At 66.4% G+C, this 22,554-nt stretch carries 20 protein-coding genes, 2 tRNA genes and 1 pseudogene; 10 read left to right on the forward strand and 13 right to left on the reverse strand.

The features are described 5' to 3' along the window. Positions 1–70: 70 nt before the first annotated feature. From cofC to mutT1, 3 genes are all read left to right on the forward strand, one after another. A complete protein-coding gene (cofC, locus tag AC5Y4H_RS20320) occupies positions 71–736 on the forward strand; it encodes a 2-phospho-L-lactate guanylyltransferase (protein WP_499984378.1) in 666 nt (221 codons plus the stop codon). An 81-nt stretch (positions 737–817) separates the two neighbouring features. Then, a complete protein-coding gene (locus tag AC5Y4H_RS20325) occupies positions 818–3,007 on the forward strand; it encodes an RNA degradosome polyphosphate kinase (RefSeq protein WP_499984379.1) in 2,190 nt (729 codons plus the stop codon). Positions 3,008–3,094: 87 nt separating this feature from the next. Then, the gene (mutT1, locus tag AC5Y4H_RS20330; protein WP_499984382.1) at positions 3,095–4,042 is read left to right on the forward strand and encodes an 8-oxo-(d)GTP phosphatase MutT1; all 948 of its coding nucleotides are present in this window, start codon (positions 3,095–3,097) and stop codon (positions 4,040–4,042) included. 91 nt (positions 4,043–4,133) lie between these two features. On the opposite strand, the gene AC5Y4H_RS20335 is transcribed toward mutT1, so the two are convergent. From AC5Y4H_RS20335 to leuC, 3 genes are all read right to left on the reverse strand, one after another. Beyond that, positions 4,134–4,778 (reverse strand): HU family DNA-binding protein, encoded by a 645-nt coding sequence (locus AC5Y4H_RS20335; RefSeq protein ID WP_499984384.1) that lies wholly within the window; start codon positions 4,776–4,778, stop codon positions 4,134–4,136. Positions 4,779–4,977: 199 nt separating this feature from the next. Then, entirely contained in the window at positions 4,978–5,586 is a 609-nt protein-coding gene (leuD, locus tag AC5Y4H_RS20340) for a 3-isopropylmalate dehydratase small subunit (RefSeq protein WP_499984450.1), read from the reverse strand. Between the two features lie 25 nt (positions 5,587–5,611). After that, positions 5,612–7,051 carry a 3-isopropylmalate dehydratase large subunit gene (gene leuC / locus AC5Y4H_RS20345; protein WP_499984386.1) on the reverse strand — a complete coding sequence of 480 codons (1,440 nt, stop codon included), beginning with the start codon at positions 7,049–7,051 and terminating at the stop codon, positions 5,612–5,614. Positions 7,052–7,136: 85 nt separating this feature from the next. Here leuC and AC5Y4H_RS20350 point away from each other — a divergent pair, with 85 nt between their 5' ends. Together AC5Y4H_RS20350 and AC5Y4H_RS20355 are read left to right on the forward strand one after the other, a co-directional pair. After that, on the forward strand, positions 7,137–7,838 hold the full coding sequence (locus AC5Y4H_RS20350; RefSeq protein WP_499984388.1) for an IclR family transcriptional regulator: 702 nt from the start codon (positions 7,137–7,139) through the stop codon (positions 7,836–7,838). 109 nt (positions 7,839–7,947) lie between these two features. After that, positions 7,948–8,460 carry a pyridoxamine 5'-phosphate oxidase family protein gene (locus AC5Y4H_RS20355; RefSeq protein ID WP_499984390.1) on the forward strand — a complete coding sequence of 171 codons (513 nt, stop codon included), beginning with the start codon at positions 7,948–7,950 and terminating at the stop codon, positions 8,458–8,460. Positions 8,461–8,472: 12 nt separating this feature from the next. On the opposite strand, the gene AC5Y4H_RS20360 is transcribed toward AC5Y4H_RS20355, so the two are convergent. The 4 genes from AC5Y4H_RS20360 to AC5Y4H_RS20375 form a co-directional block, all read right to left on the reverse strand. Beyond that, positions 8,473–8,545, reverse strand: a tRNA-Glu gene (locus tag AC5Y4H_RS20360). A gap of 83 nt (positions 8,546–8,628) precedes the next feature. Continuing rightward, a tRNA-Gln gene (locus AC5Y4H_RS20365) sits at positions 8,629–8,700 on the reverse strand. A 150-nt stretch (positions 8,701–8,850) separates the two neighbouring features. After that, positions 8,851–10,329: a glutamate--tRNA ligase gene (gene gltX, locus AC5Y4H_RS20370; protein WP_499984392.1), complete on the reverse strand. Its 1,479-nt coding sequence runs from the start codon at positions 10,327–10,329 to the stop codon at positions 8,851–8,853. After that, positions 10,326–11,132, reverse strand: a complete 807-nt coding sequence (locus AC5Y4H_RS20375; RefSeq protein WP_499984394.1) for a fumarylacetoacetate hydrolase family protein — start codon at positions 11,130–11,132, stop codon at positions 10,326–10,328. The genes gltX and AC5Y4H_RS20375 overlap by 4 nt, the downstream gene beginning before the upstream one ends. Positions 11,133–11,353: 221 nt before the next feature. Between AC5Y4H_RS20375 and AC5Y4H_RS20380 the strand changes: the two genes are divergently transcribed. Continuing rightward, positions 11,354–12,658, forward strand: a complete 1,305-nt coding sequence (locus AC5Y4H_RS20380) for an MFS transporter (RefSeq protein ID WP_499984395.1) — start codon at positions 11,354–11,356, stop codon at positions 12,656–12,658. On the opposite strand, the gene AC5Y4H_RS20385 is transcribed toward AC5Y4H_RS20380, so the two are convergent. Next, positions 12,558–13,568 carry a 3-isopropylmalate dehydrogenase gene (locus AC5Y4H_RS20385; protein ID WP_499984398.1) on the reverse strand — a complete coding sequence of 337 codons (1,011 nt, stop codon included), beginning with the start codon at positions 13,566–13,568 and terminating at the stop codon, positions 12,558–12,560. The two genes, AC5Y4H_RS20380 and AC5Y4H_RS20385, sit on opposite strands and share 101 nt — an antisense overlap. Positions 13,569–13,614: 46 nt before the next feature. Beyond that, positions 13,615–15,201, reverse strand: a complete 1,587-nt coding sequence (serA, locus tag AC5Y4H_RS20390) for a phosphoglycerate dehydrogenase (RefSeq protein ID WP_499984400.1) — start codon at positions 15,199–15,201, stop codon at positions 13,615–13,617. 29 nt (positions 15,202–15,230) lie between these two features. On the opposite strand from serA, the pseudogene AC5Y4H_RS20395 reads away from it, so the two are divergent. Together AC5Y4H_RS20395 and wrbA are read left to right on the forward strand one after the other, a co-directional pair. After that, positions 15,231–15,439, forward strand: a pseudogene (locus AC5Y4H_RS20395) (dehydrogenase); the annotation flags it as partial. A gap of 37 nt (positions 15,440–15,476) precedes the next feature. Further along, positions 15,477–16,079 carry an NAD(P)H:quinone oxidoreductase gene (gene wrbA, locus AC5Y4H_RS20400; RefSeq protein ID WP_499984402.1) on the forward strand — a complete coding sequence of 201 codons (603 nt, stop codon included), beginning with the start codon at positions 15,477–15,479 and terminating at the stop codon, positions 16,077–16,079. Positions 16,080–16,149: 70 nt separating this feature from the next. Here wrbA and ilvC read toward each other — a convergent pair whose 3' ends face one another. From ilvC to AC5Y4H_RS20415, 3 genes are all read right to left on the reverse strand, one after another. Next, positions 16,150–17,151 carry a ketol-acid reductoisomerase gene (gene ilvC / locus AC5Y4H_RS20405; RefSeq protein WP_499984451.1) on the reverse strand — a complete coding sequence of 334 codons (1,002 nt, stop codon included), beginning with the start codon at positions 17,149–17,151 and terminating at the stop codon, positions 16,150–16,152. 62 nt (positions 17,152–17,213) lie between these two features. Continuing rightward, a complete protein-coding gene (gene ilvN / locus AC5Y4H_RS20410; protein WP_499984406.1) occupies positions 17,214–17,714 on the reverse strand; it encodes an acetolactate synthase small subunit in 501 nt (166 codons plus the stop codon). After that, a complete protein-coding gene (locus tag AC5Y4H_RS20415) occupies positions 17,714–19,582 on the reverse strand; it encodes an acetolactate synthase large subunit (protein ID WP_499984409.1) in 1,869 nt (622 codons plus the stop codon). Before AC5Y4H_RS20415 ends, ilvN begins: the two co-directional genes overlap by 1 nt. A 356-nt stretch (positions 19,583–19,938) precedes the next feature. Here AC5Y4H_RS20415 and AC5Y4H_RS20420 point away from each other — a divergent pair, with 356 nt between their 5' ends. Next, on the forward strand, positions 19,939–20,295 hold the full coding sequence (locus AC5Y4H_RS20420; RefSeq protein WP_499984453.1) for a PH domain-containing protein: 357 nt from the start codon (positions 19,939–19,941) through the stop codon (positions 20,293–20,295). A gap of 9 nt (positions 20,296–20,304) precedes the next feature. On the opposite strand, the gene AC5Y4H_RS20425 is transcribed toward AC5Y4H_RS20420, so the two are convergent. Continuing rightward, positions 20,305–21,156, reverse strand: coding sequence for a DoxX family protein (locus tag AC5Y4H_RS20425; RefSeq protein ID WP_499984411.1), 852 nt, complete (start codon positions 21,154–21,156; stop codon positions 20,305–20,307). Between the two features lie 263 nt (positions 21,157–21,419). Between AC5Y4H_RS20425 and AC5Y4H_RS20430 the strand changes: the two genes are divergently transcribed. Continuing rightward, positions 21,420–22,550 (forward strand): PQQ-dependent sugar dehydrogenase, encoded by a 1,131-nt coding sequence (locus AC5Y4H_RS20430; protein WP_499984413.1) that lies wholly within the window; start codon positions 21,420–21,422, stop codon positions 22,548–22,550. Positions 22,551–22,554: the final 4 nt, after the last annotated feature.

Consider the following 22,554-nt stretch of genomic DNA (forward strand, 5'->3'; position numbering starts at 1 on the left):
AACCGGCACAGGGCGGATCGCTCACGGTCCGCGAGCGATGCGCGGCGCGTCGCTGGCAGGATGACTTCTCATGAGCGGCATACGAGCCGACGGTGCGGCCAACGGCGGGGGCGGCGATGTGGCGTTGATCATCGCCGTCAAGAGGTTGGCCGCGGCCAAGACCAGGCTGGCCCCGGTCTTCTCGGCGCGCACGCGGGAAAGCGTCGTACTCGCCATGTTGATGGACACCCTGGCCGCCGCCGGGCGGGTCCGGTCGCTGGGTTCGATCACCGTGATCACGCCCGACGACGCTGCGGCCGCGGCTGCCGTCGATCTGGGCGCCGACGTGCTGGCCGACCCGACACCCGAGGGTCATCCGGATCCACTGAACAACGCCATTGCCACCGCGGAACGCGCGGTAGGGAGTTCCTTTGCCAATGTCGTTGCGCTGCAAGGGGATTTACCCGCACTGCAGACCCAGGAGCTGAACGAGGCGATCGCCGCCGCGCGCGCGCACCGCCGCAGCTTCGTCGCCGACCGGCTGGCAACGGGCACCGCGGCGCTGTTCGCGTTCGGCAGCCCGCTCGACCCGCAATTCGGCTCCGATTCCTCGGCGCGGCACCGCAGTTCGGGTGCGATCGAGCTGACCGGCGCCTGGCCCGGCCTGCGGTGTGACGTCGACACTCCCAACGATCTCGCCGCCGCCCGCCGCCTCGGGGTGGGGCCGGCGACCGCGCGCGCGATCACGACGCACTGACCCGATCGGTAAACCTGTCCGGCAGGTAAACGTCATCCCAACGGCGAATAGATGTCCCTTGAGCGCTAGCAGCGGCCGCGCATGATGAGCAATGATCGCAGGGTGACTGAAATCGAAGCTGAGGCGCGACCCGACGAGAATTTGTGGCATTCGGGCGACTCGGCCGTGGCGGCACCACCGGCCGCGACCCAGGCCGCGCTGACCGATCTCCCGGACGACCGTTACCTCAATCGCGAACTGAGCTGGCTCGACTTCAACGCCCGCGTGCTGGCGCTCGCCGACGACAACTCGCTGCCGCTGCTGGAACGCGCCAAGTTCCTGGCGATCTTCGCCTCCAACCTCGACGAGTTTTATATGGTGCGCGTCGCCGGTCTCAAGCGCCGTGACGAGATGGGATTGTCGGTTCGCTCCGCCGACGGTTTGACGCCGCGAAAGCAACTTGCGCTCATCGGCGAACAAACTCAGCGGATCGCGACCCGGCACGCGCGGGTGTTCCTCGATTCGGTGCGGCCCGCACTCGCCGAGGAAGGCATTCACATCGTCACGTGGGCCGACCTCGATCAGCGCGAGCGCGACGAATTGTCGGCGTATTTCACCGAACAGGTCTTCCCCGTTCTGACGCCGCTGGCCGTCGATCCCGCGCACCCGTTTCCCTTCGTCAGCGGGTTGAGCCTGAACCTGGCGGTCATGGTGCGTCAGCCCGAGGACGGCGGTCAGCACTTCGCCCGAGTCAAGGTGCCCAACAACGTCGATCGCTTCGTCGAGCTCGCCGCCATCAGCAGCGCGGACGACGGCGGGCGGAGCATCGTTCGCTACCTTCCGATGGAAGAGCTGATCGCGGCCTTCCTTCCTCTTCTCTTCCCGGGCATGGAAATCGTGGAGCACCATGCTTTCCGCATCACCCGCAACGCCGACATGGAAGTCGAAGAAGACCGCGACGAGGATCTTCTGCAGGCGCTGGAACGAGAACTGGCGCGCCGGCGGTTCGGCCCGCCGGTGCGACTCGAAATCGCCGACGACATGACCGAGGGCATGCTGGAATTGCTGCTGCGCGAACTCGATGTGCATCCCGGTGACGTCATCGAAGTGCCCGGCCTACTCGATCTTTCGTCGCTGTGGCAGATCTACGGACTGGACCGGCCCGCGCTGAAGGACCCGGCGTTCGTCCCGGACACCCACCCCGCCTTCGCCGACCGCGAGTCTCCCAAGAGCATTTTCGCGACGCTGCGCGAGGGCGACGTCCTGGTGCACCACCCGTACGACTCCTTCTCCACCAGCGTGCAGCGATTCATCCAGCAGGCCGCCGCGGACCCGAACGTGCTCGCGATCAAACAAACGCTGTACCGCACCTCCGGTGATTCGCCGATCGTGCGGGCGCTGATCGAAGCGGCCGAGGCCGGAAAGCAGGCCGTGGCCCTCGTCGAGATCAAGGCGCGTTTCGACGAACAGGCCAACATCCGCTGGGCGCGCGCACTCGAGCAGGCGGGCGTGCATGTGGTGTACGGGCTCGTCGGCCTCAAGACGCACTGCAAGACGTGCTTGGTGGTGCGCCGCGAAGGTTCGGCCATCCGGCGGTACTGCCACATCGGAACCGGCAACTACAACAGCAAAACCGCCCGCCTGTACGAGGATGTCGGCCTGCTGACCGCCAACCCCGATATCGGCGCGGACCTCACCGATTTGTTCAATTCGCTTACCGGCTATTCGCGTAAGGTCTCCTATCGCAATCTGCTGGTGGCGCCGCACGGAATTCGCGCCGGCATCATCGAGCGGGTCGAACGCGAGATCGAAGCGCACCGCGAACGCGGAGACGGACGCATTCGCCTGAAGATGAATGCGCTCGTCGACGAGCAGGTGATCGATGCGCTCTACCGGGCGTCGCAGGCCGGGGTGCGGGTCGAGGTCGTGGTGCGCGGCATCTGTGCGTTGCGCCCCGGCGCCGACGGCTTTTCGGAGAACATTTTCGTCCGCTCGATTCTCGGTCGTTTCCTGGAGCACTCGCGGATCATCCATTTCCGCAACATCAACGAGTTCTGGATCGGTAGCGCCGACATGATGCACCGCAACCTCGATCGGCGCGTGGAGGTGCTCGCTCAGGTCAAGGATCCCAAGCTCACCGCGCAGCTGGACGAATTGTTCGAATCCGCACTGCATCCCTCGACCCGGTGCTGGGAATTGGGGCCCGACGGGCAGTGGACCCCGTCACCACAAGAGGGCCATACCGTGCGCGACCACCAAGTATCCTTGATGGAGCGCCATCGCAGTCCCTAGCCCTGTGTGGTTGATTTCCGGTCGTTTCCCCGGGCGCATCCTGATCAGGCGTGCGGCCCTGAAGTGAATTGATCTGCAGGAGTTGAGGTGCCGACCCAGAATTCGTCCGCCGCACGGCGCTCCGGAAGCCGAGTCGTCTATGCCGCCGGTGCGGTGCTGTGGCGACCGGGCAATAGCGATGCGGACGACCACGACGTCGAGATCGCCGTGATTCACCGTCCCCGCTATGACGACTGGTCACTGCCCAAGGGCAAGGTGGATCCCGGCGAGACCGCCCCGGTGGCGGCCGTGCGCGAGGTGCGGGAGGAGACGGGTCAGCACGCCATCCTCGGCAGGCGGCTCGACTCGGTGAGCTATCCGATCGACCAGGGCGTCAAAAAAGTCTGCTACTGGGCGGCGCGCTCCACCGGCGGGGAATTCGTGCCGGGCAACGAAGTGGACGGGTTGGTGTGGCTGCCGATCGCCGAGGCGATGCAGAAGCTGGACTACGCGCAGGACCGAAAAGTGCTGCGCCACTTCAACAAAAAGCCCGCCGATACGCAAACAATGTTGGTGGTCCGACACGGCACGGCGGGCCGCAAATCGCGTTTCTCCGGCGACGATGCGAAGCGGCCGCTGGACAAACGTGGACGCGCGCAGGCCGAAGCGCTGGTGCCGCAACTGCTCGCCTTCGGTGCGTCACAAGTGCATGCGGCCGACCGGCTCCGCTGCCACCAGACCGTCGAGCCGCTTGCCGCGGACTTGGAGGTCCCCGTCCACAACGAACCCACCCTCACCGAAGAGGCGTATGCCAAGAACGCGAAACGCGGGCGCCACCGAATGCTGGACATCGCCGAGGAGAAGGGCACGCCCGTTGTCTGCACTCAAGGCAAGGTGATTCCGGACTTGATCGCGTGGTGGTGTGAGCGCGATGGCGTGCGGCCCGACAAATCGCGCAACCACAAGGGCAGCACCTGGGTACTGTCGCTGTCAGACGGACGGTTGGTGGCTGCCGACCACATCGGCGGCGCGCTGGCCGCCAACGTGCGGGCCTAGCGTGATGGCGGCGGGCCGCCGCTAACGCACGAATACCCTTCGGGGGCTTCAATGCCGCCCGAAGGGTACTCGTGTCTAGAACTTGACTCCGCTACTTGCGACCGCGACGAGCGGTCGTCTTCTTTGCGGCAGCCTTGCGGGCCGGAGCCTTGCTCGCGGCCTTGCGGGCCGGAGCCTTGGTCGCGGCCTTCTTGGCCGGAGCCTTCTTGGCCGCAGTCTTCTTGGCCGGAGCCTTGGTCGCCGCCTTGCGGACTGGAGCCTTCTTGGCCGCAGTCTTCTTGGCCGGAGCCTTGGTCGCGGCCTTGCGGGCCGGAGCCTTCTTGGCGGCGGCCTTCTTGGCCGGGGCCTTCTTAGCCGCGGCCTTCTTGGCGGGGGCCTTCTTCGCGGCGGTCTTCTTCGCCGCGCCGCTACCTGCTACGACTCCGCGCTTGACGGCGGGGCCGTCCGACGGGAGGCGCTGTGCGCCAGACACAACCGCTTTGAACTGTGCACCGGGGCGGAACGCCGGGACGGACGTCGGCTTCACCTTCACCGTCTCACCGGTCCGCGGGTTGCGGGCCACCCGTGCTGCACGGCGCCGCTGCTCGAACACACCGAACCCGGTGATGGTCACGCTGTCGCCCTTGTGTACCGCACGCACAATGGTGTCGACAACGTTCTCGACCGCTGCGGTCGCCTGTCGACGGTCCGTGTTCAATTTAGTTGTGAGCACATCAATGAGCTCTGCCTTGTTCATCAATCCCTCCGACACTAGTGGTCCTCGATTTGAACCGACTAGTGGACACGGTAAACCCTCACCCAGCAAATTTCCAAGAGCCACGCGCAATTTCAAGGCAAAGGGTGCGACGTTTTCGCAATCCGGTTGCCGCCCTTGACCGGTGGAGGGTGTTAAAAATCGGCTCGGTTTAGTTAGCCGATCAAGCAGAAAATCGGCCTCACTCAGCCGTTGAAGAGGTGGGCACAGTGCGCGGTTTCCAGTCCGGATACGCCGCCTCGAACGCCTCGATTTCATCGAGTTTCCGCAGCGTAAGGGCTATATCGTCAAGGCCTTCGAGCAGTCGCCAGGCGGTATGGTCGTCAATCTTGAACGGCAGCACCGTCGTTCCCGCGGTGATATTTCGATCTTGAAGATTGACAGTGATTTCCAAGCCCGGGCTCTGCTCGATGAGCTTCCAGAGCAGTTCCACACCGTCCTGAGAAACTTCGGCCGCCAGCAGCCCCGCCTTGCCGGCGTTGCCCCGGAAAATGTCACCGAACCGAGACGAGATGACCACCCGGAACCCGTAGTCCATCAGTGCCCACACCGCATGCTCACGCGACGATCCCGTCCCGAAATCGGGTCCTGCCACTAGCACCGACCCGCGGTCAAAGGGGCTGAGATTTAGTACGAATGACGGATCCGACCGCCAGCTGGCGAACAATCCGTCCTCGAAACCGGTTCGGGTGACACGCTTCAAATACACCGCCGGAATGATCTGATCGGTGTCCACATTGGAGCGCCGCAGCGGTACACCGATACCGGTGTGGGTGTGAAATGCTTCCATGCTCATCCCTTCACAGTCGAATTCGTCAGCTCAAATCGGCTGGAGCAGACAATCTGCCGCGAACCGCCGTCGCTGCGGCAACGGCCGGAGACACCAAATGCGTCCGGCCGCCTTTACCCTGGCGCCCTTCGAAGTTGCGGTTGGACGTCGCGGCACACCGCTCCCCCGGCGAGAGCTGGTCGGGATTCATCCCCAGGCACATTGAGCAGCCCGCCTGGCGCCATTCGGCGCCCGCGGCGGTGAAAACCTCACCCAGCCCTTCGGCTTCGGCCTGCGCGCGCACGCGCATCGAGCCCGGCACGACGAGCATCCGCACCCCCGAGGCGATCGTGCGGCCGCGCAGCACGTCGGCGACGACCCGTAGATCCTCGATACGACCGTTGGTACAAGAGCCCACAAACACCGTGTCAACGGCGATGTCGCGCATCGGCGTGCCTGGTTGAAGGTCCATATATGCCAACGCTTTCTCAGCCGCCTGGCGCTGCGCGTCGTCGATCATCAGCTCGGGATCCGGCACGGCATCGGCCAACGGCACACCCTGACCGGGGTTGGTGCCCCACGTCACGAATGGGCTCAGCGACGCGGCGTCGAGGTACACCTCGGTGTCGAATTCGGCACCGGGGTCGCTGTGCAGCCGCTGCCAATAGTTCATCGCCGCATCCCATTGCGCCCCTTGCGGGGCGTGTGGCCGGTCACGCAGGAATTCGAACGTGGTTTCGTCCGGAGCCACCATCCCCGCCCGAGCACCGGCTTCGATGCTCATATTGCATACGGTCATCCGGCCTTCCATCGACAGCGATTCGATGGCGCTGCCTCGATATTCGATGACATGCCCCTGCCCACCGCCGGTGCCGATCTTGGCGATCAGAGCGAGGATGATGTCCTTGGCCGTCACGCCGGTGGGCAGTTGCCCATCGACGTTGACCGCCATCGTCTTGAACGGCCGCAGCGGCAGCGTCTGGGTGGCCAGCACGTGCTCGACCTCCGAAGTGCCAATCCCCATGGCCAGCGCGCCGAATGCGCCGTGCGTCGAGGTGTGGCTATCACCACACACCACCGTCATTCCGGGCTGGGTGAGCCCCAGCTGCGGCCCGACCACATGCACAATGCCCTGCTCGGCGTTGCCCATCGGATATAGCCGCACACCGAATTCGGCGCAGTTTCGCCGCAATGTCTCCACCTGGGTCCGCGACACCGGGTCGGCGATCGGCTTGTCGATATCGGTGGTCGGGACGTTGTGATCCTCGGTCGCCAGCGTCAGGTCGGGGCGGCGCACCGGCCGTCCGGCCAAGCGCAGGCCGTCGAAAGCCTGCGGGCTGGTGACCTCATGCACCAAATGCAGATCGATGTAGATCAAGTCGGGCTCGCTGGCGCCACCAGATACCACAACGTGGTCGTCCCAAACTTTTTCGGCCAGAGTGCGCGGTTTGGTGGCGGCACCCGCCGCCCCTTGGTCGATTCCCATCTCGAACTCGCCTCGATTCGCCTCGTTAGCGGCTCGCCGATCAGTCCGGCTGTGATCTCATAATGCGAGACGCTAGTATCTCCTTGTGAGACAGCATAGCGGCATCGGCGTCCTGGACAAAGCCGTGGGTATCCTGCAGACCATCGCCCAATCGCCGTGTGGATTAGCCGAACTGTGTGAGCGGACCTCTTTACCCCGCGCCACCGCATACCGGCTGGCCGCCGCCCTCGAAGTCCATCGCCTGCTCGCCCGCGACGACGAGGGACGCTGGCTGCTTGGTCCGGCCGTCACCGAGCTCGCGGCGCACGTCCACGATCCGCTGCTGACCGCCAGCGCGGCGGTCCTCCCGCTGTTGCGTGAAACGACCGGGGAGTCCGTGCAGCTCTACCGTCGCGAGGGCACCGACCGCGTCTGCGTGACCGCGCTCGAACCCGCTGCGGGCCTTCGCGATACGGTTCCCATCGGGGCGCGGTTGCCGATGACGGCCGGGTCGGGCGCCAAAGTGCTACTGGCCCATAGCGACGCGGCCACTCAGAAAGCGGTGCTCGCGACCGCGAAATTCACCGAACGAACACTGGCCGAAGTGCGGCGGCGGGGCTGGGCCCAAAGCGTGGCCGAGCGCGAGCCGGGCGTGGCGAGTGTGTCGGCGCCGGTGCGCGATAGCCGCGGCGCCGTTGTCGCGGCCATCTCGGTGTCCGGCCCCATCGACCGGATCGGCCGGCGCCCAGGGGCGCGGTGGGCCGCCGATCTGCTGTCCGCCGCCGAAGCCCTCACCCGCCGCCTTTAGCGTCGAGTGTGCGTCCACGGCGCCGTAATCGACGAAATTCGTGGCCCTCGCCGCACGCTCAGCGCCACCAGTGCGCAGTCACCGCTGACCGCCTGACAGACTGACCGGCATGGGAACCAATCAGCGCGCCAGCATCGTCATGTCCGAAGACGAGATCGCCGAGTTCGTGGTGAAAAGCCGCACCGGCACGCTGGCCACGATCGGCGTCGACGGCCAGCCTCACCTGACCGCCATGTGGTACGCCGTCGTCGACGGCGAGATCTGGCTGGAGACCAAGGCCAAGTCGCAGAAAGCCGTCAACCTCAAGCGCGATCCGCGCGTGAGCTTCCTGATCGAGGACGGACACACCTACGACACGCTGCGCGGGGTGTCCTTCGAGGGCGTGGCCGAAATCGTCGACGATCCCGACGTCTCACACCGCGTGGGCGTCAGCGTCTGGGAGCGCTACACCGGTCCCTACAGCGACGACATGAAACCGTTCGTCGAGCAGATGATGAACAAGCGGGTCTGCGTTCGCATTGTGGCCCGGCGGGCTCGCTCGTGGGATCACCGCAAACTCGGCTTGCCGGCCATGCCGGTGGGTGGATCGACGGCACCGGCAGTCCTGGGGACCGACCAGTAGCTGCGAAATTTGTAGCCCCGATGGGATTCGAACCCACGCTACCGCCGTGAGAGGGCGGCGTCCTAGGCCGCTAGACGACGGGGCCAGACACGATCCGAGCAGTCAGCATAGCTCACCCCGCTAGGCCCACCTAATCGCTTGAGACGGGGAGTATTAGCGGGAGTTTTGCTGGGGTACCAGGACTCGAACCTAGAATGGCTGAACCAGAATCAGCTGTGTTGCCAATTACACCATACCCCATTGGCTGCCTAAAACCGCTGGTCAGCGCCGATTGCAGACTTTCACAAGCTCGCTGAAGTCCGCCGCCGCCAGCCGTTGTCGGCCTTTCGGAAAACCGGAGTGCAGACTACCAAAGTCTCGCCGGACACTCCGCACGCGCGGTCTCGGCGCTCAAGCGGGGTCCCGCCCGGCCGTCTCCCGCGCCGCCCGCAGTCGCAGCATGCTGCGGTCGCGGCCCAGCAGCTCCAGCGACTCGAACAACGGCGGGCTGATCGTCGTCCCGGTGGCCCCCACCCTGATCGGCCCGAACGCCTTGCGCGGCTTGAGGCCCAGATCGTCGATGAGCGCGGACTTGAGCGCGGCTTCGATCTGCGGAGCCGTCCAGTCCCCCACGGCATCCAGCGCGGGCAGCGCCGCATCCAAAACCGCGGCGCCGTCGGCTCCCAGCTCTTTGGCGGCGGCCTTGGGGTCAAGCGCGTACTCGTCGTCGTTGAGGAACTTCAGCAGGTCCCACGCGTCACCGAGCACCACGATCCGGGTCTGCACCAGCTCCGCCGCGGTGGTGAAGCTGGCCTCATCCAGCTCGAGGCGATGACCGTGCACGTTGAAGTAGTCGCGCAGCCTGGCCGCGAAGTCGTCGACGGCCAGCATCCGGATGTGCTCCGCGTTGAGCGCGTCGGCCTTCTTCTGGTCGAAGCGGGCGGGATTGGAGTTGACGTTGACCACGTCGAACGCTGTCACCATCTCCTCGAGGCTGAACACGTCGTGGTCGTCGGCGATGGCCCAGCCGAGCAACGCGAGATAGTTGAGCAGCCCTTCGGGGATGAAGCCCCGGTCGCGGTGAGCGAACAGGTTCGACTGCGGGTCGCGCTTGGAGAGCTTTTTGGTTCCCTCCCCCAATACCGTTGGGAGGTGCGCAAACTGCGGAGTGCGCTCGGCCACACCGATCCGGATCAGCGCCTGATACAGCGCAAGCTGGCGCGGCGTCGACGACAGCAGGTCCTCGCCGCGCAGCACATGGGTGATCTTCATCAGCGCGTCGTCGCATGGGTTGACCAAGGTGTACAACGGATCTCCGTTGGCGCGGGTCAATGCGAAATCGGGCACGGACCCGGCGGCGAAGCTGGTGGTGCCGCGAACCAGGTCGCCCCACGCGAGGTCTTCGTCCGGCATTCGCAGCCGCACCACCGGTTTGCGGCCCTCCGCCAGGAACGCGGCGCGCTGGGAATCGGTCAGCTGCCGGTCGAAATTGTCGTAGCCCAGCTTGGGATTACGGCCCGCGGCGATGTGGCGCGCCTCGACCTCCTCCGGCGTCGAGAACGCGTAGTAGGCCTCCCCCGCTTCGAGCAGCTTGGCCACCACATCGTGATAGATCTCACTGCGCAGTGATTGGCGGTAGGGACCATAAGGTCCGCCGACCTCTGGTCCCTCGTCCCAATCCAGCCCGAGCCAGCGCAGCGCGTCCAGCAGCGCCAGGTAGCTTTCCTCGCTGTCGCGCTGCGCATCGGTGTCCTCGATGCGAAAGACGAAGGTGCCTCCGGTGTGTCGGGCGTAGGCCCAATTGAACAGCGCGGTGCGCACCATCCCGACGTGTGGGGTGCCGGTGGGCGACGGACAGAATCGGACCCGGACTTGGGCTGGTGTAGTCACGATTTTCCTTTACGGACCACGGGATTGGTGAGGGTGCCGATGCCCTCGATGGTGATGGAGACGGTGTCCCCGTCTTCGATGGGGCCGACACCCGCCGGCGTTCCGGTGAGGATGATGTCACCCGGCAGCAAGGTCATCACGGCCGAAATCCACTCGACGATCGATCCGATGCCGTGAATCAGCAGCGAGGTACGGCTGTGCTGCTTGACGTCCCCGTTGACCTCGGTGCGCAATTCCAGATCGCCCGGGTCCAGCGGTTTGAGGTCGGTGACTATCCACGGCCCCACCGGGCAGAAGGTGTCGTGCCCCTTTGCCCTGGTCCACTGGCCATCGGATTTTTGTTGATCCCGCGCCGACACGTCGTTGCCGATGGTGTAGCCGAGGATGTTCTCCGCCGCCTGAGCGGCCGAGACGTCCTTGCAGGGCCGGCCGATGACCACCGCCAGCTCACCCTCGAAGTGCACCGGTGATGCGTTGGCCGGCAAGCGAATAGGCACGTTCGGCCCGATGATCGCCGTGTTGGGTTTGAGGAAGATCACCGGATCCACCGGGGCCGGGCCGGTCATGTCCTTCATTTCCGCGATGTGATCAACGTAGTTCTTCCCTACGCACACCACCTTGCTGGCAAGTATCGGGGCGAGCAGTCGCACGTCGGCCAGCGGCCATGATCGGCCGGTGAAGTTCGGCGTGCCGAACGGATGTTCGGCGATCTCCCGCGCGATCATCTCGGCTGGGTCGTCGAGTTCGCCTTCGATACTGACGAAGGCGACACCGTCCGGGCTGGCGATTCGACCAAGGCGCATTCGGTTGAGCCTAGTGACGGTCGCGAGCGCGGCGTAGCCGGGCGTGGCGGGCCGTCACCATCCGAGCTAGTGACGGTCGCGAGCGCGGCGTAGCCGGGCGTGGCGGGCCGTCACCATGCGAGCCAGTGACGGTCGCGAGCGCGGCGTAGCCGGGCGTGGCGAGGGCCGCCGCCGGTGCACGTCCTACCCCTACATTTCGCGCGGATATGCAAGCATGGGGAATGCAGACCGACCCTGCCGCGACGCCCGAAATCGGCGCCGGCGCGCGCTGGTCGCTCATGATCGCTTCGCTGCTGGCAACTGCGAGTTCGTTCCTCTTCATCAACGGTGTCGCGTTCCTCATCCCGTCGCTGCAAGCGGCACGCGGCATCCGGCTCGACGAAGCCGGTCTGCTGGCCTCGATGCCCAGCTGGGGCATGGTGATCACGCTGGTGCTCTGGGGATACGTGCTGGACCGGGTCGGCGAACGGGTGGTGATGACCACGGGTTCGGCGCTGACCGCGATAGCCGCCTACGCCGCGGCCTCGGCGCATTCGATGGTGATGATCGCCGTGTACCTGTTTCTCGGCGGTATGGCCGCGGCGAGCTGCAACACGGCCGGCGGCCGGCTGGTATCCGCCTGGTTCCCGCCACACCAGCGCGGGCTGGCGATGGGTATTCGCCAAACCGCGCAACCCTTGGGGATCGCGTTGGGCGCCATGATAATTCCCGAACTTGCCGAACACGGGCCGCAGGCCGGGCTCCGGTTCACCGCGCTGGCGTGCACTCTCGGGGCGATAGTGAGCGTCGTCGGAATCGTCGACCCGCCGCGCAAACCCCGCGCCAACGCGAGCGTTCAGGAACTCGCCAGCCCGTATCGAGGATCGTTGACACTGTGGCGAATTCACGCGGTGGCGGGCCTGCTGATGATGCCGCAAACGGTGACCGTGACGTTCATGCTGGTGTGGCTGATCAGGAACCTGCACTGGTCGGTCGCGGCCGCCGGCGGGTTGGTCACTCTGTCGCAGCTGCTCGGCGCGCTCGGCCGCGTCGCCGTCGGCCGCTGGTCCGATCGACTCGGCTCACGCATGCGGCCCGTGCGCTACATCGCGGCCGCCGCGGTGCTGGTTCTGCTGCTGCTGGCGTGGGCCGACTACATGAACACCCGATGGCAGGCGGCGCTGATGGTCGCGATCGCGGTGATCGCGGTCCTCGACAACGGGCTGGAAGCCACCGCCATCACCGAATTCGCCGGGCCGTACTGGAGCGGGCGCGCACTGGGCATCCAGAACACCACGCAGCGGATGATGGCGGCCGCCGGTCCACCATTGTTCGGTGCCTTGATCTCGGCCGCGAAATACCCACCGGCATGGATGTTGTGCGCGTTGTTCCCCCTGGCGGCGGTGCCGCTGGTGCCCACGCGGCTGCTGCCGCCTGGCCTGGAGACTAGAGCCCGGCAGCAATCCGTTCGCCGACTTCGGTGGTGGCGCGCCGTTCGTTCCCACGCGTTGCCAGATACTGCTCGACGGCCCGGTCCACCCGCGTAGCGGCGGCGTCCTCGCCCAGGTGGGCGAGCAGCAGCGCCACCGACATGATGGCGGCGGTCGGATCGGCGATGCCTTGCCCGGCGATGTCCGGAGCGCTACCGTGGACCGGCTCGAACATCGAGGGATTCGCCCGGGTGCCGTCGATGTTTCCACTGGCCGCCAAGCCAATTCCGCCGCACACCGCCGCCGACAGGTCGGTGATGATGTCGCCGAACAGATTGTCGGTGACGATCACGTCGAAGCGACCGGGGTCGGTGACCATGAAGATGGTCGCGGCGTCGATGTGTTGATACGCGACCTCGACCTCGGGGTAGTCGCGGCCAACCTCCGCCACGATGCGCGACCACAGCTTGCCGGCGAAGGTGAGCACGTTGGTTTTGTGCACCAGCGTCAAGTGCTTTCGGCGTCGCCGTGCCCGCTCGAACGCGTCGGACACCACGCGGCGCACACCGAAAGCCGTGTTCTGGCTTACCTCGGTCGCCACTTCGTTGGGCGTTCCGACGCGGATGGCGCCGCCCGTGCCGGTGTACGGACCTTCGGTTCCCTCGCGCACCACCACGAAGTCGATCGCGGGGTTGCCGGCCAGTGGGCTGTTCACTCCCGGATACAGCCGTCCCGGCCGCAAGTTGATGTGATGATCGAGCTCGAAACGCAGGCGCAGCAACAACCCTCGCTCCAGCACACCGCTGGGCACCGACGGGTCACCGATGGCCCCGAGCAGAATGGCGTCATGCGCCCGCAGCTCGTCGACGACCGAGTCCGGCAGTAGCTCCCCGGTGGCGTGATACCGCCGTGCCCCCAGGTCGTAGCTGGTCTTGTCCACCCCGGGCAGCACGATGTCCAAGACCTTGATGGCTTCGGAAATGACTTCGGGCCCGATACCGTCGCCCTCGATCACCGCCAGCTTCATCGGAGCCGCTCCTCGTCGCTTCGCTTCGCGTCGTCGCCGGGGCGGGTCACGAAAGATCAACCACCTCAAGCTTGTTGGCGCCGACGGCCGCGCCGATTTCGGCCCGCACGTCGCCCGGCACGGCTTGGTCCAGCCGCAGCAGGATCGTCGCACTCGGGCCCTCGGCGTCCTCCGAGAGCTGCGCCGCTTCGATGTTCACCCCGGCCGACCCCAGCAGGGTGCCGATCTTGCCCAGCGCCCCGGGCTGGTCGACATAGTTGATGACCAGGTTGATGCCCTGGGCGCGCAGATCGAAGTTGCGGCCGTTGATCTGCACGATCTTCTCCACGAGCTGCGGGCCGGACAGGGTGCCCGCGACGTTGACGGCGGTGCCGTCGTGCGCGACCGCACGGACGTCGACCACGCTGCGGTGGTTCGGGCTTTCCGATGCGGTGCCGATTTCGGCGATGATGCCACGCTCTTCGGCGAGCGCCGGGGCGTTGACGAACGTCACCGGCCCCTCGACGACGGCCGAGAACAATCCGCGCAGCGCCGAAAGCTTAAGCACCTCAACGTCTTCGGAGGCAAGCTCGCCGCGCACCTGCACAGACAGCGACACCGGCGGGCCATCGGACAGCGTGGCGGCCAGCACCCCGAGCTTGCGCACCAGGTCCAGCCAGGGCGCAACCTCCTCGTTGACCACCCCACCGCCGACGTTGACCGCGTCGGGAACGAATTCCCCGGCCAGGGCGAGTTTCACGCTTGCGGCGACATCGGTGCCGGCCCGGTCCTGCGCCTCTTCGGTCGACGCCCCCAGATGCGGCGTGACCACCACTTGCGGCAGCTCGAACAACGGGCTGTCGGTGCACGGCTCTTTGGAGAAGACATCCAGACCTGCCGCGCGGACGTGGCCACTGCGCACCGCGTCGGCCAGCGCGGCCTCGTCCACCAGACCACCACGGGCCGCGTTGACGATGATGACGCCCGGTTTGGTCTTCGCCAGCGCGTCCTTGTCGATCAGGCCCGCGGTTTCGGGCGTCTTCGGCAGGTGCACCGAGATGAAGTCGGCGCGGGTCAGCAGTTCGTCCAGCGTCAGCAGCTCGATGCCCAACTGTGCGGCGCGGGCCGGCGACACGTAGGGGTCGTAGGCGATCAGGTGGGTGCCGAAGGCGCTGAGCCGCTGGGCGACCAGCTGCCCGATCCGGCCGAGGCCGACAACGCCGACCGTCTTGCCGAAGATCTCGGTGCCGGAGAAGGACGACCGCTTCCAGGCGTGCTCGCGCAGTGAGGCATCGGCGGCCGGGACCTGCCGGGCGGCGGACAGCAGCAGCGCCAAGGCGTGCTCGGCGGCGCTGTGGATGTTCGACGTCGGCGCGTTGACCACCAGCACACCGCGCTCGGTGGCGGCGTCGACGTCGACGTTGTCCAAGCCCACACCGGCGCGGGCGACGATCTTCAGCTTGGGCGCCGCCGCCAGCACCTCGGCGTCGACGGTGGTGGCCGAACGTACCAGCAGCGCGTCGGCCTCGGGCACGGCCGCCAGCAGCTTCTCGCGATCGGGGCCGTCGACCCAGCGCACCTCGACCTGGTCGCCCAGGGCTGCGACGGTGGATTCGGCAAGCTTGTCGGCAATGAGTACAACAGGCAGATTCACCCGGCCAGCCTATCGGCTGGAATTCAGGGGTGGACGTCACCGTCGTCGGCAGCGGACGTAACGGGCTGACCGGTGCCGTAATCCGCCCCCAGGCCGGCCCGAAACTGCAGGTCGTCGAAGCTCAACCGACCTTCGAGGTGCGCGCACCGCACCCGACCGGCACGACATCTGCTGGGCCGTCGCGTCGCCGTTGTTCACCGACCTGCCCGCCACCGCCCGCGGCCTTCCGGCGCCGGAGCGCCCGGGATTCCGGATTTGCGTCCTACGATGACGCGGTGACGAAACTTGCGATCATCTACTACTCGGCCACCGGCCACGGCACCACGATGGCGCAGCGCGTTTGCGCCGCGGCCGAATCGGCGGGGGCCGACGTCCGCCTGAGGCATGTCGCCGAAACGCACGATCCCGAGTCGTTCGCCCACAACCCGGCCTGGACGGCGAACTATGAGGCCACCAAAGACCTTCCGTCCGCCACCGGCGACGACATCGTCTGGGCCGATGCGGTGATCTTCGGTTCACCGACCCGGTTCGGTTCTCCGGCAGCGCAATTGCGCGCCTTCCTCGACTCGCTGGGCGGGCTGTGGGCGCAGGGCAAGCTGGCGGACAAGGTGTATGCGGGCTTCACGTCGTCCAACACCATCCACGGCGGTCAGGAAACCACCCTGCTCTCGCTGTACATCACGCTCATGCACTTCGGCGGCATCATCGTGCCGCCGGGATACACGGACCCGTGCAAGTTCGTCGATGGCAATCCCTACGGGGCGAGCCTGCTCACCACCCACGACAACATCAAAGAATTCGACGAGCCCACCGGGACTGCCCTCGAACACCTGGCTCGCCGGGTGGTGGAGACCGCCGGACGCCTCGCGGCGTCCTAACACCACAACGTGCACTCAGGCGAAAGACTCGCGGACTATCCGCCCTGAGTGCACGTTCGGCGCAACGCGATTAAGCGGTTTCGGTGATCGGCCGGTCGACCCAGCTCATCAGGTCGCGCAGCTTCTTGCCGGTGACTTCGATGGGGTGCTCGGCGTTTTCCTTGCGCAGCTGCTCGAGTTGCTTGTTGCCGCCCTCCACGTTGGCGACCAGCTTCTTGGTGAAGTCGCCATTCTGGATGTCACGCAGGATCTCTCGCATCCGCTCCTTGGTGCCCGCGTCGATGACCCGCGGACCGGAGAGGTAGCCGCCGAATTCCGCGGTGTCGGACACGGAGTAGTTCATCCGTGCGATGCCGCCCTCGTACATCAGGTCGACGATCAGCTTGAGCTCGTGCAACACCTCGAAGTAGGCCATCTCGGGCGGGTAGCCCGCCTCGACCATCACATCGAAGCCCGTCTTCACCAATTCCTCGGTACCACCGCACAACACGGCCTGCTCACCGAACAGGTCGGTCTCGGTCTCGTCCTTGAAGGTGGTCTTGATGACACCGGCGCGGGTGCCGCCGATGGCCTTGGCGTACGACAGCGCCAGCGCCTCGCCCTGCCCGGTCGGGTCCTGGTCGACGGCGATCAGGCAGGGCACGCCCTTGCCGTCGACGAACTGGCGGCGCACCAGGTGGCCGGGGCCCTTGGGCGCGACCATCGCGACGGTCACGTCGGCCGGCGGCTTGATCAGGTCGAAGTGGATGTTAAGCCCGTGACCGAAGAACAACGCGTCGCCGTCCTTCAGGTTGGGTTCGATGTCGTTCTTGAAGATGTCGGCCTGAGCGGTGTCGGGCGCCAGCAGCATGATGACGTCGGCCCACTTGGCGACCTCGGCCGGGGTATCGACGTCCAGCCCTTGCTCTTCGACCTTGGCCCGCGACTTCGAACCCTCCTTGAGGCCCACCTTCACCTGCACACCGGAATCGCGCAGGCTCAGCGAGTGCGCGTGTCCTTGGCTGCCGTATCCGATGACACCGACCTTGCGACCCTGGATGATCGTCAGGTCCGCATCGTCGTCGTAGAACATCGGCAATGTCTCCCCAGACGGGTTAGCCACTTCACTATCTCCTTCTTGTTTGCGCTGAAAACTTATTTGGCCGTGCCGATTCCGCGCGGACCGCGAGCCAACGACACCACCCCGGATTGGACGATTTCGCGGATCCCGAAGGGTTCCAGGACCCGCAGCAGCGCCTCGATCTTGCCGCGGTCACCGGTCGCCTCAATCGTCAGCGCCTCCGTCGACACGTCAATCACTTTGGCGCGGAACAGATTCACCGCTTCGATCACCTGGCTGCGGATACCGGCATCGGCGCGCACTTTGATCAGCGCCAGTTCGCGTGACACCGAGTTGTCGTCGTCGAGCTCCACGATCTTGATGACGTTGATCAGTTTGTTGAGCTGCTTGGTGATCTGCTCGAGCGGGGTCTCCTCCGCGGAGACCACGATGGTCATCCGCGACATGTCCTTCTGCTCGGTGGCACCGACGGCCAGCGATTCGATGTTGAACCCGCGCCGCGAGAACAGCGCCGCCACGCGGGCGAGCACGCCGGGTTTGTCCTCGACAAGCACCGACAGGGTGTGCGTGTTCATCAGGCGTGGCCTTCGCTCTCGTCGTCGAACAGCGGGCGGATTCCGCGCGCCGCCTGGATTTCGTCATTGCTGGTGCCGGCGGCCACCATCGGCCACACCTGCGCGTCGGCGCCGACGATGAAGTCGATCACCACCGGGCGGTCGTTGATCGCACGCGCCGCCTTGATCACGTCTTCCACGTCTTCTTCACGCTCGCAACGCAATCCGACGCAGCCCAGCGCCTCCGCGAGCTTCACGAAGTCCGGGATGCGATGCGAGTGCGTGGCCAGATCGGTCTGCGAGTAACGCTCTTCGTAGAACAGGGTCTGCCACTGGCGCACCATGCCCAGGTTGCCGTTGTTGATCAGCGCCACCTTGATCGGCACACCTTCGATCGCGCAGGTGGCCAGCTCCTGGTTGGTCATCTGGAAGCAGCCATCGCCGTCGATCGCCCACACCTCGGCGTCCGGGCGAGCCATCTTGGCGCCCATGGCCGCCGGAATGGCAAACCCCATGGTGCCCAGCCCGCCGGAGTTGAGCCAGGTGCGCGGCTTTTCGTAGGAGATGAATTGGGCCGCCCACATCTGGTGCTGGCCGACGCCGGCGACGTACAGGGCGTCGGGACCGGCGAGCTGGCCGAGCTTTTCGATGACGTACTCCGGGCCCAGGCTGCCGTCGCTCTGCGGCCCGTAGCTCAGCGGGTAGGTGGATTGAACGTCGTTCAGGTAAGCCCACCACTCGGTCATGTCGAGCTTGCCGGGAATGCCGTCCTGGCGCAGCAACTCGAGCAGCTCGGCGATGACGGCTTTGACGTCGCCGACGATCGGCACATCGGCGTGACGGTTCTTGCCGATCTCGGCCGGGTCGATGTCGGCGTGAATGACCTTGGCTTCGGGGGCGAAGGTTTCCAGCTTCCCGGTCACCCGGTCATCGAAGCGGGTCCCCAGCGCGATCAGCAGGTCGCTGCGCTGCAGCGCCGCCACCGCGGCGACGGTGCCGTGCATGCCCGGCATGCCCATGTGCTGTGGGTGGCTGTCCGGGAACGCCCCGCGCGCCATCAACGTGGTCACCAAGGGGATGCCGGTCAGCTCGGCCAGCTCGTACAGTTGCTCGGTCGCCTCGCCGCGGATGACACCGCCGCCCACGTAGAGCACCGGTTTGCGGGCGGCCGCGATCAGCTTGGCGGCCTCGCGGATCTGCCGGCTGTGCGGTTTGGTGTTCGGCTTGTATCCGGGCAGGTTGACGCGCGGCGGCCAGCTGAATGTGCACTGGCCCTGCAGCACGTCTTTGGGGATGTCGACGAGCACCGCGCCGGGGCGGCCCGAGGAGGCGATGTGGAACGCCTCTGCGAGCACCTGCGGGATCTCGTTCCCCGAGCGCACCAGGAAGTTGTGCTTGGTGATCGGCATCGTGATGCCCGAGATGTCGGCTTCCTGGAAGGCGTCGGTGCCGATCAGCGAGCGTCCGACCTGGCCTGTGACGGCCACGACGGGTATCGAGTCCATCTGGGCGTCGGCCAGCGGGGTGACCAGGTTGGTGGCCCCTGGCCCCGACGTCGCCATGCAGACGCCGACCTTGCCGGTCGCGTGCGCGTAGCCGCTGGCGGCGTGCCCGGCACCCTGCTCGTGGCGGACGAGCACGTGGCGCAACTTCTTGGAGTCGAACAGCGGGTCATAGACCGGCAGCACCGCGCCGCCGGGAATGCCGAAGATGACCTCTACGCCGAGCTCCTCGAGCGAGCGGATCACCGACTGTGCGCCGGTAAGTTGCTCGGGCCCGATACGTTTCGGCTTGGCGGGCGCGGACCTCGCGGCCGGCCTGGCCGCGTCCGTGGCGATGTCCGAGGCGTCCGGCGTCGCGGAGGCGTGCTGCCTGATGGGAGCGCTCACTGTCGTTCAGTCCTTATTCATTTCGGGAGTCTCGCTGGGGGCAACAAAAAACCCCCGACAGCTCATCTGCTGCACGAGGGTTGCGCGTTGGTTCTGGATTGCTTCAGATGCTGAAGGTCAAGTCAGGCACCAACGCGCCGACTAATTACTACGAGCATCCCGGGCTTTCCGGAGGTATCCATAGCGTCCGACGCTAGCCTTCGCACAGCTCAGCAGTCAAATCCGTGGCCGTCGGCGCCCCGCTCACCAGGTGGGTTGGCAGCTTGGCGCTCGCCGGGTCGATGCGTGGCGCCGGATGAAATGATGGTGGGGTGGCTACCGGTCCGTCTCCCCAAACTCCCTCCACGGCGCCCGTTGTGATCAAGGTGTCACCGATCGCGCACCTGGCCGTCGGATTTTTGACCCTGGGGTTGCTGATTCCGGTGATGCTGTGGCCGCCGTCGCTTCCGCTGCTGATCCTTCCGGTGGTGCTATCGGCGATGATCATCCGGTTACGCACCGTCGCCGATGACGACGGCGTGACCGTTCGCACGCTTTTCGGAAGCCAGACGGTGCGCTGGGAAGACATCGACGGCCTGCGCTTTCACCGCGGTTCGTGGGGACGCGCCCGCCTGAAGAGCGGCGGCGAGCTGCGGCTGCCCGCGGTGACGTTCTCCACCCTGCCGGAGCTGACTGAGGCTAGCGCCGGGCGGGTGCCGAACCCGTACCAGTGAATCAGGCGGTCAGCCGATCGGATTCACGCCGTTGAGCGCCACCCACAGTCCGACACCGGCCGCGATGCCGGCCAGCAGGGCGACAAAGGACCCGATGAACGGCCGATGCGCCCAACCGCGGCGAACGTCCAGGCCGTAGCGGCCGGGACCGCACAGCACGACAGCGGCGGCCATGACGATCAGGGTGATCTGGTACTCGTGGCCTTCGGGCAGGAAGTACGAGAAGGTGCGCGAGTGCGGCCGTGCCGAGACGCTGGCCAGCAGACCGTTGATCAAAAATGCCAGCGCACCGGCCGCCGCGAGGGGGGTGAACAGGCCGAGTATCAGCAGCGCGCCCGCCACGGCCTCCCCGCCGGCGCTCACGTAGGCGAGGATGTCGGCGTGTTGGTAGCCGACGTCGGACAGTGAGTTCCTGAACCCCGCGACTCCCGACCCGCCCCACCAACCGAACAGCTTCTGCAGTCCGTGAGCACCGAGCACCACGCCCAACCCGACGCGCAGCAGCAGCAAACCGAGATGCTGCGTGCCCCGCCGGCCGACATCGTGGAAGCGGTCATGGTGTTCGTCGTCGTCCGTCTCGGCGGATTCGGCATCATGCCGGACCCCCGAATGCGGCTGGACGTAGGGCAAGGGCTCCTGCTGTTCGAGCAGGTTGTAGCCTCCGGCGCCGGAGCCGGCGACAGCGGCGCCGTAGGGAATAACCGTGGTGGTCCCGGTCGACGGGTTGAAGTCGCCGGGGTAGCCGACTGGCGTCAGGTCATCTTCGGGATCGACCAGCCGCGCCGAGGCGGGGCGTCCCGGGGTCGGCTCCGGGGATTCGCCGGGCCTTTGCCAATGTGCGTCATTCGGTTGACTGGTCACGGGTGACAGGGTAAGGGCATTCGTTCCTGAATTGGGGATTTGAGCGGCGCTTTCGCCTGGCAATCGGCGGTTTTGCCGCCAAACGGCCCCGATCGGCCCCAAATCGGCCCGCAAACCGGTCCCGGCGGCCCCGGACGGGCGATCGCCGGTCCGTACGCGGCGGTGCCGGATCCGGGTGGCAAACCGGTCAGTCCGGCTGTCCGGCGGCGGACAACAGGGACGTGTGTGGCGGCACCGCTGGCGCTGTCCGTAGCCTGACGATCATGCGAGTAGGGCGATCGAGGCGGTCGGTTCGGCGCGGGTTCGCCGCGCTGTGTGCCCTCGTGCTGGTGACGAGCGGGTGTGCGCGCTTCGACGACGCCCAATCGCAACCCTTCACCACCGCCCCCGAGCTGAAGCCGCAGCCCAGCTCGACGCCTCCCCCGCCGCCGCCGCTGCCGCCCACGCCGTTCCCCAAGGCCTGTCCCGCGCCCGGGGTGATGCAGGGCTGCCTGGAGAGCACCAGCGGCCTGATCATGGGCCCCGACAGCAAGACCGCGCTCGTCGCGGAGCGCACCACCGGCGCGGTCAAGGAGATCTCGGTGAGCGCCGAGCCGAAGGTGAAGACCGTGATTCCGGTGGACGGCTCGGGCGATGGCGGCTTGATGGACATCGTCATGTCGCCCACCTACAAGCAGGACCGCCTGATGTACGCCTACATCAGCACGCCGACCGACAACCGGGTCATCCGCGTGGCCGACGACGACATCCCCAAGGACATCCTGACCGGAATCCCGAAGGGCGCCACCGGGAACACCGGAGCGTTGATCTTCACCAGTCCCACCACGCTGGTCGTGATGACCGGCGACGCGGGCAATCCGGCGCTGGCCGCCGACCCCAAATCGTTGGCGGGCAAGGTGTTGCGGATCGAGCAGCCCACCACCGTGGGCCAGGCGCCACCGACGACGGCGCTGTCCGGCGTGGGTGCCGGCGGCGGCCTGTGCACCGACCCGGTCGACGGCTCACTGTATGTCGCCGACCGCACCCCGACGGCAGATCGTTTGCAGCGCATCACCAAAACGTCGGACGTCTCCACGGTGTGGACCTGGCCGGACAAACCGGGTGTGGCCGGGTGCGCGGCGATGGACGGGACCGTGTTGGTCAACCTGATCAACACGAAGCTGACGGTCGCGGTCCGGCTGGCGCCCGCCACCGGCGCGGTGACCGGTGAACCCGACGTGGTCCGCAAAGACACCCACGCGCACGCCTGGGCGTTGCGCATGTCGCCTGATGGGAACGTTTGGGGCGCAACCGTTAACAAGACGGCCGGAGACGCCGAGAAGCTTGACGACGTCGTGTTCCCGCTCTTCCCGCAGGGCGGCGGATTCCCGCGCAACAGCGACGACAAGAGCTGACCGC

Source organism: Mycobacterium sp. NGS58 (assembly GCF_059812385.1).

What these genes read in the sequence shown, in the direction of transcription:
- cofC (WP_499984378.1), top strand. Translation starts at nt 71, where the DNA reads ATGAGCGGCATACGAGCCGACGGTGCGGCCAACGGCGGGGGCGGCGAT.
- AC5Y4H_RS20325 (WP_499984379.1), top strand. Translation starts at nt 818, where the DNA reads ATGATGAGCAATGATCGCAGGGTGACTGAAATCGAAGCTGAGGCGCGA.
- AC5Y4H_RS20335 (WP_499984384.1), bottom strand. Translation starts at nt 4,778, where the DNA reads ATGAACAAGGCAGAGCTCATTGATGTGCTCACAACTAAATTGAACACG.
- leuD (WP_499984450.1), bottom strand. Translation starts at nt 5,586, where the DNA reads ATGGAAGCATTTCACACCCACACCGGTATCGGTGTACCGCTGCGGCGC.
- leuC (WP_499984386.1), bottom strand. Translation starts at nt 7,051, where the DNA reads ATGGGAATCGACCAAGGGGCGGCGGGTGCCGCCACCAAACCGCGCACT.
- AC5Y4H_RS20355 (WP_499984390.1), top strand. Translation starts at nt 7,948, where the DNA reads ATGGGAACCAATCAGCGCGCCAGCATCGTCATGTCCGAAGACGAGATC.
- AC5Y4H_RS20375 (WP_499984394.1), bottom strand. Translation starts at nt 11,132, where the DNA reads ATGCGCCTTGGTCGAATCGCCAGCCCGGACGGTGTCGCCTTCGTCAGT.
- AC5Y4H_RS20380 (WP_499984395.1), top strand. Translation starts at nt 11,354, where the DNA reads ATGCAGACCGACCCTGCCGCGACGCCCGAAATCGGCGCCGGCGCGCGC.
- AC5Y4H_RS20385 (WP_499984398.1), bottom strand. Translation starts at nt 13,568, where the DNA reads ATGAAGCTGGCGGTGATCGAGGGCGACGGTATCGGGCCCGAAGTCATT.
- ilvC (WP_499984451.1), bottom strand. Translation starts at nt 17,151, where the DNA reads ATGTTCTACGACGACGATGCGGACCTGACGATCATCCAGGGTCGCAAG.
- ilvN (WP_499984406.1), bottom strand. Translation starts at nt 17,714, where the DNA reads ATGAACACGCACACCCTGTCGGTGCTTGTCGAGGACAAACCCGGCGTG.
- AC5Y4H_RS20430 (WP_499984413.1), top strand. Translation starts at nt 21,420, where the DNA reads ATGCGAGTAGGGCGATCGAGGCGGTCGGTTCGGCGCGGGTTCGCCGCG.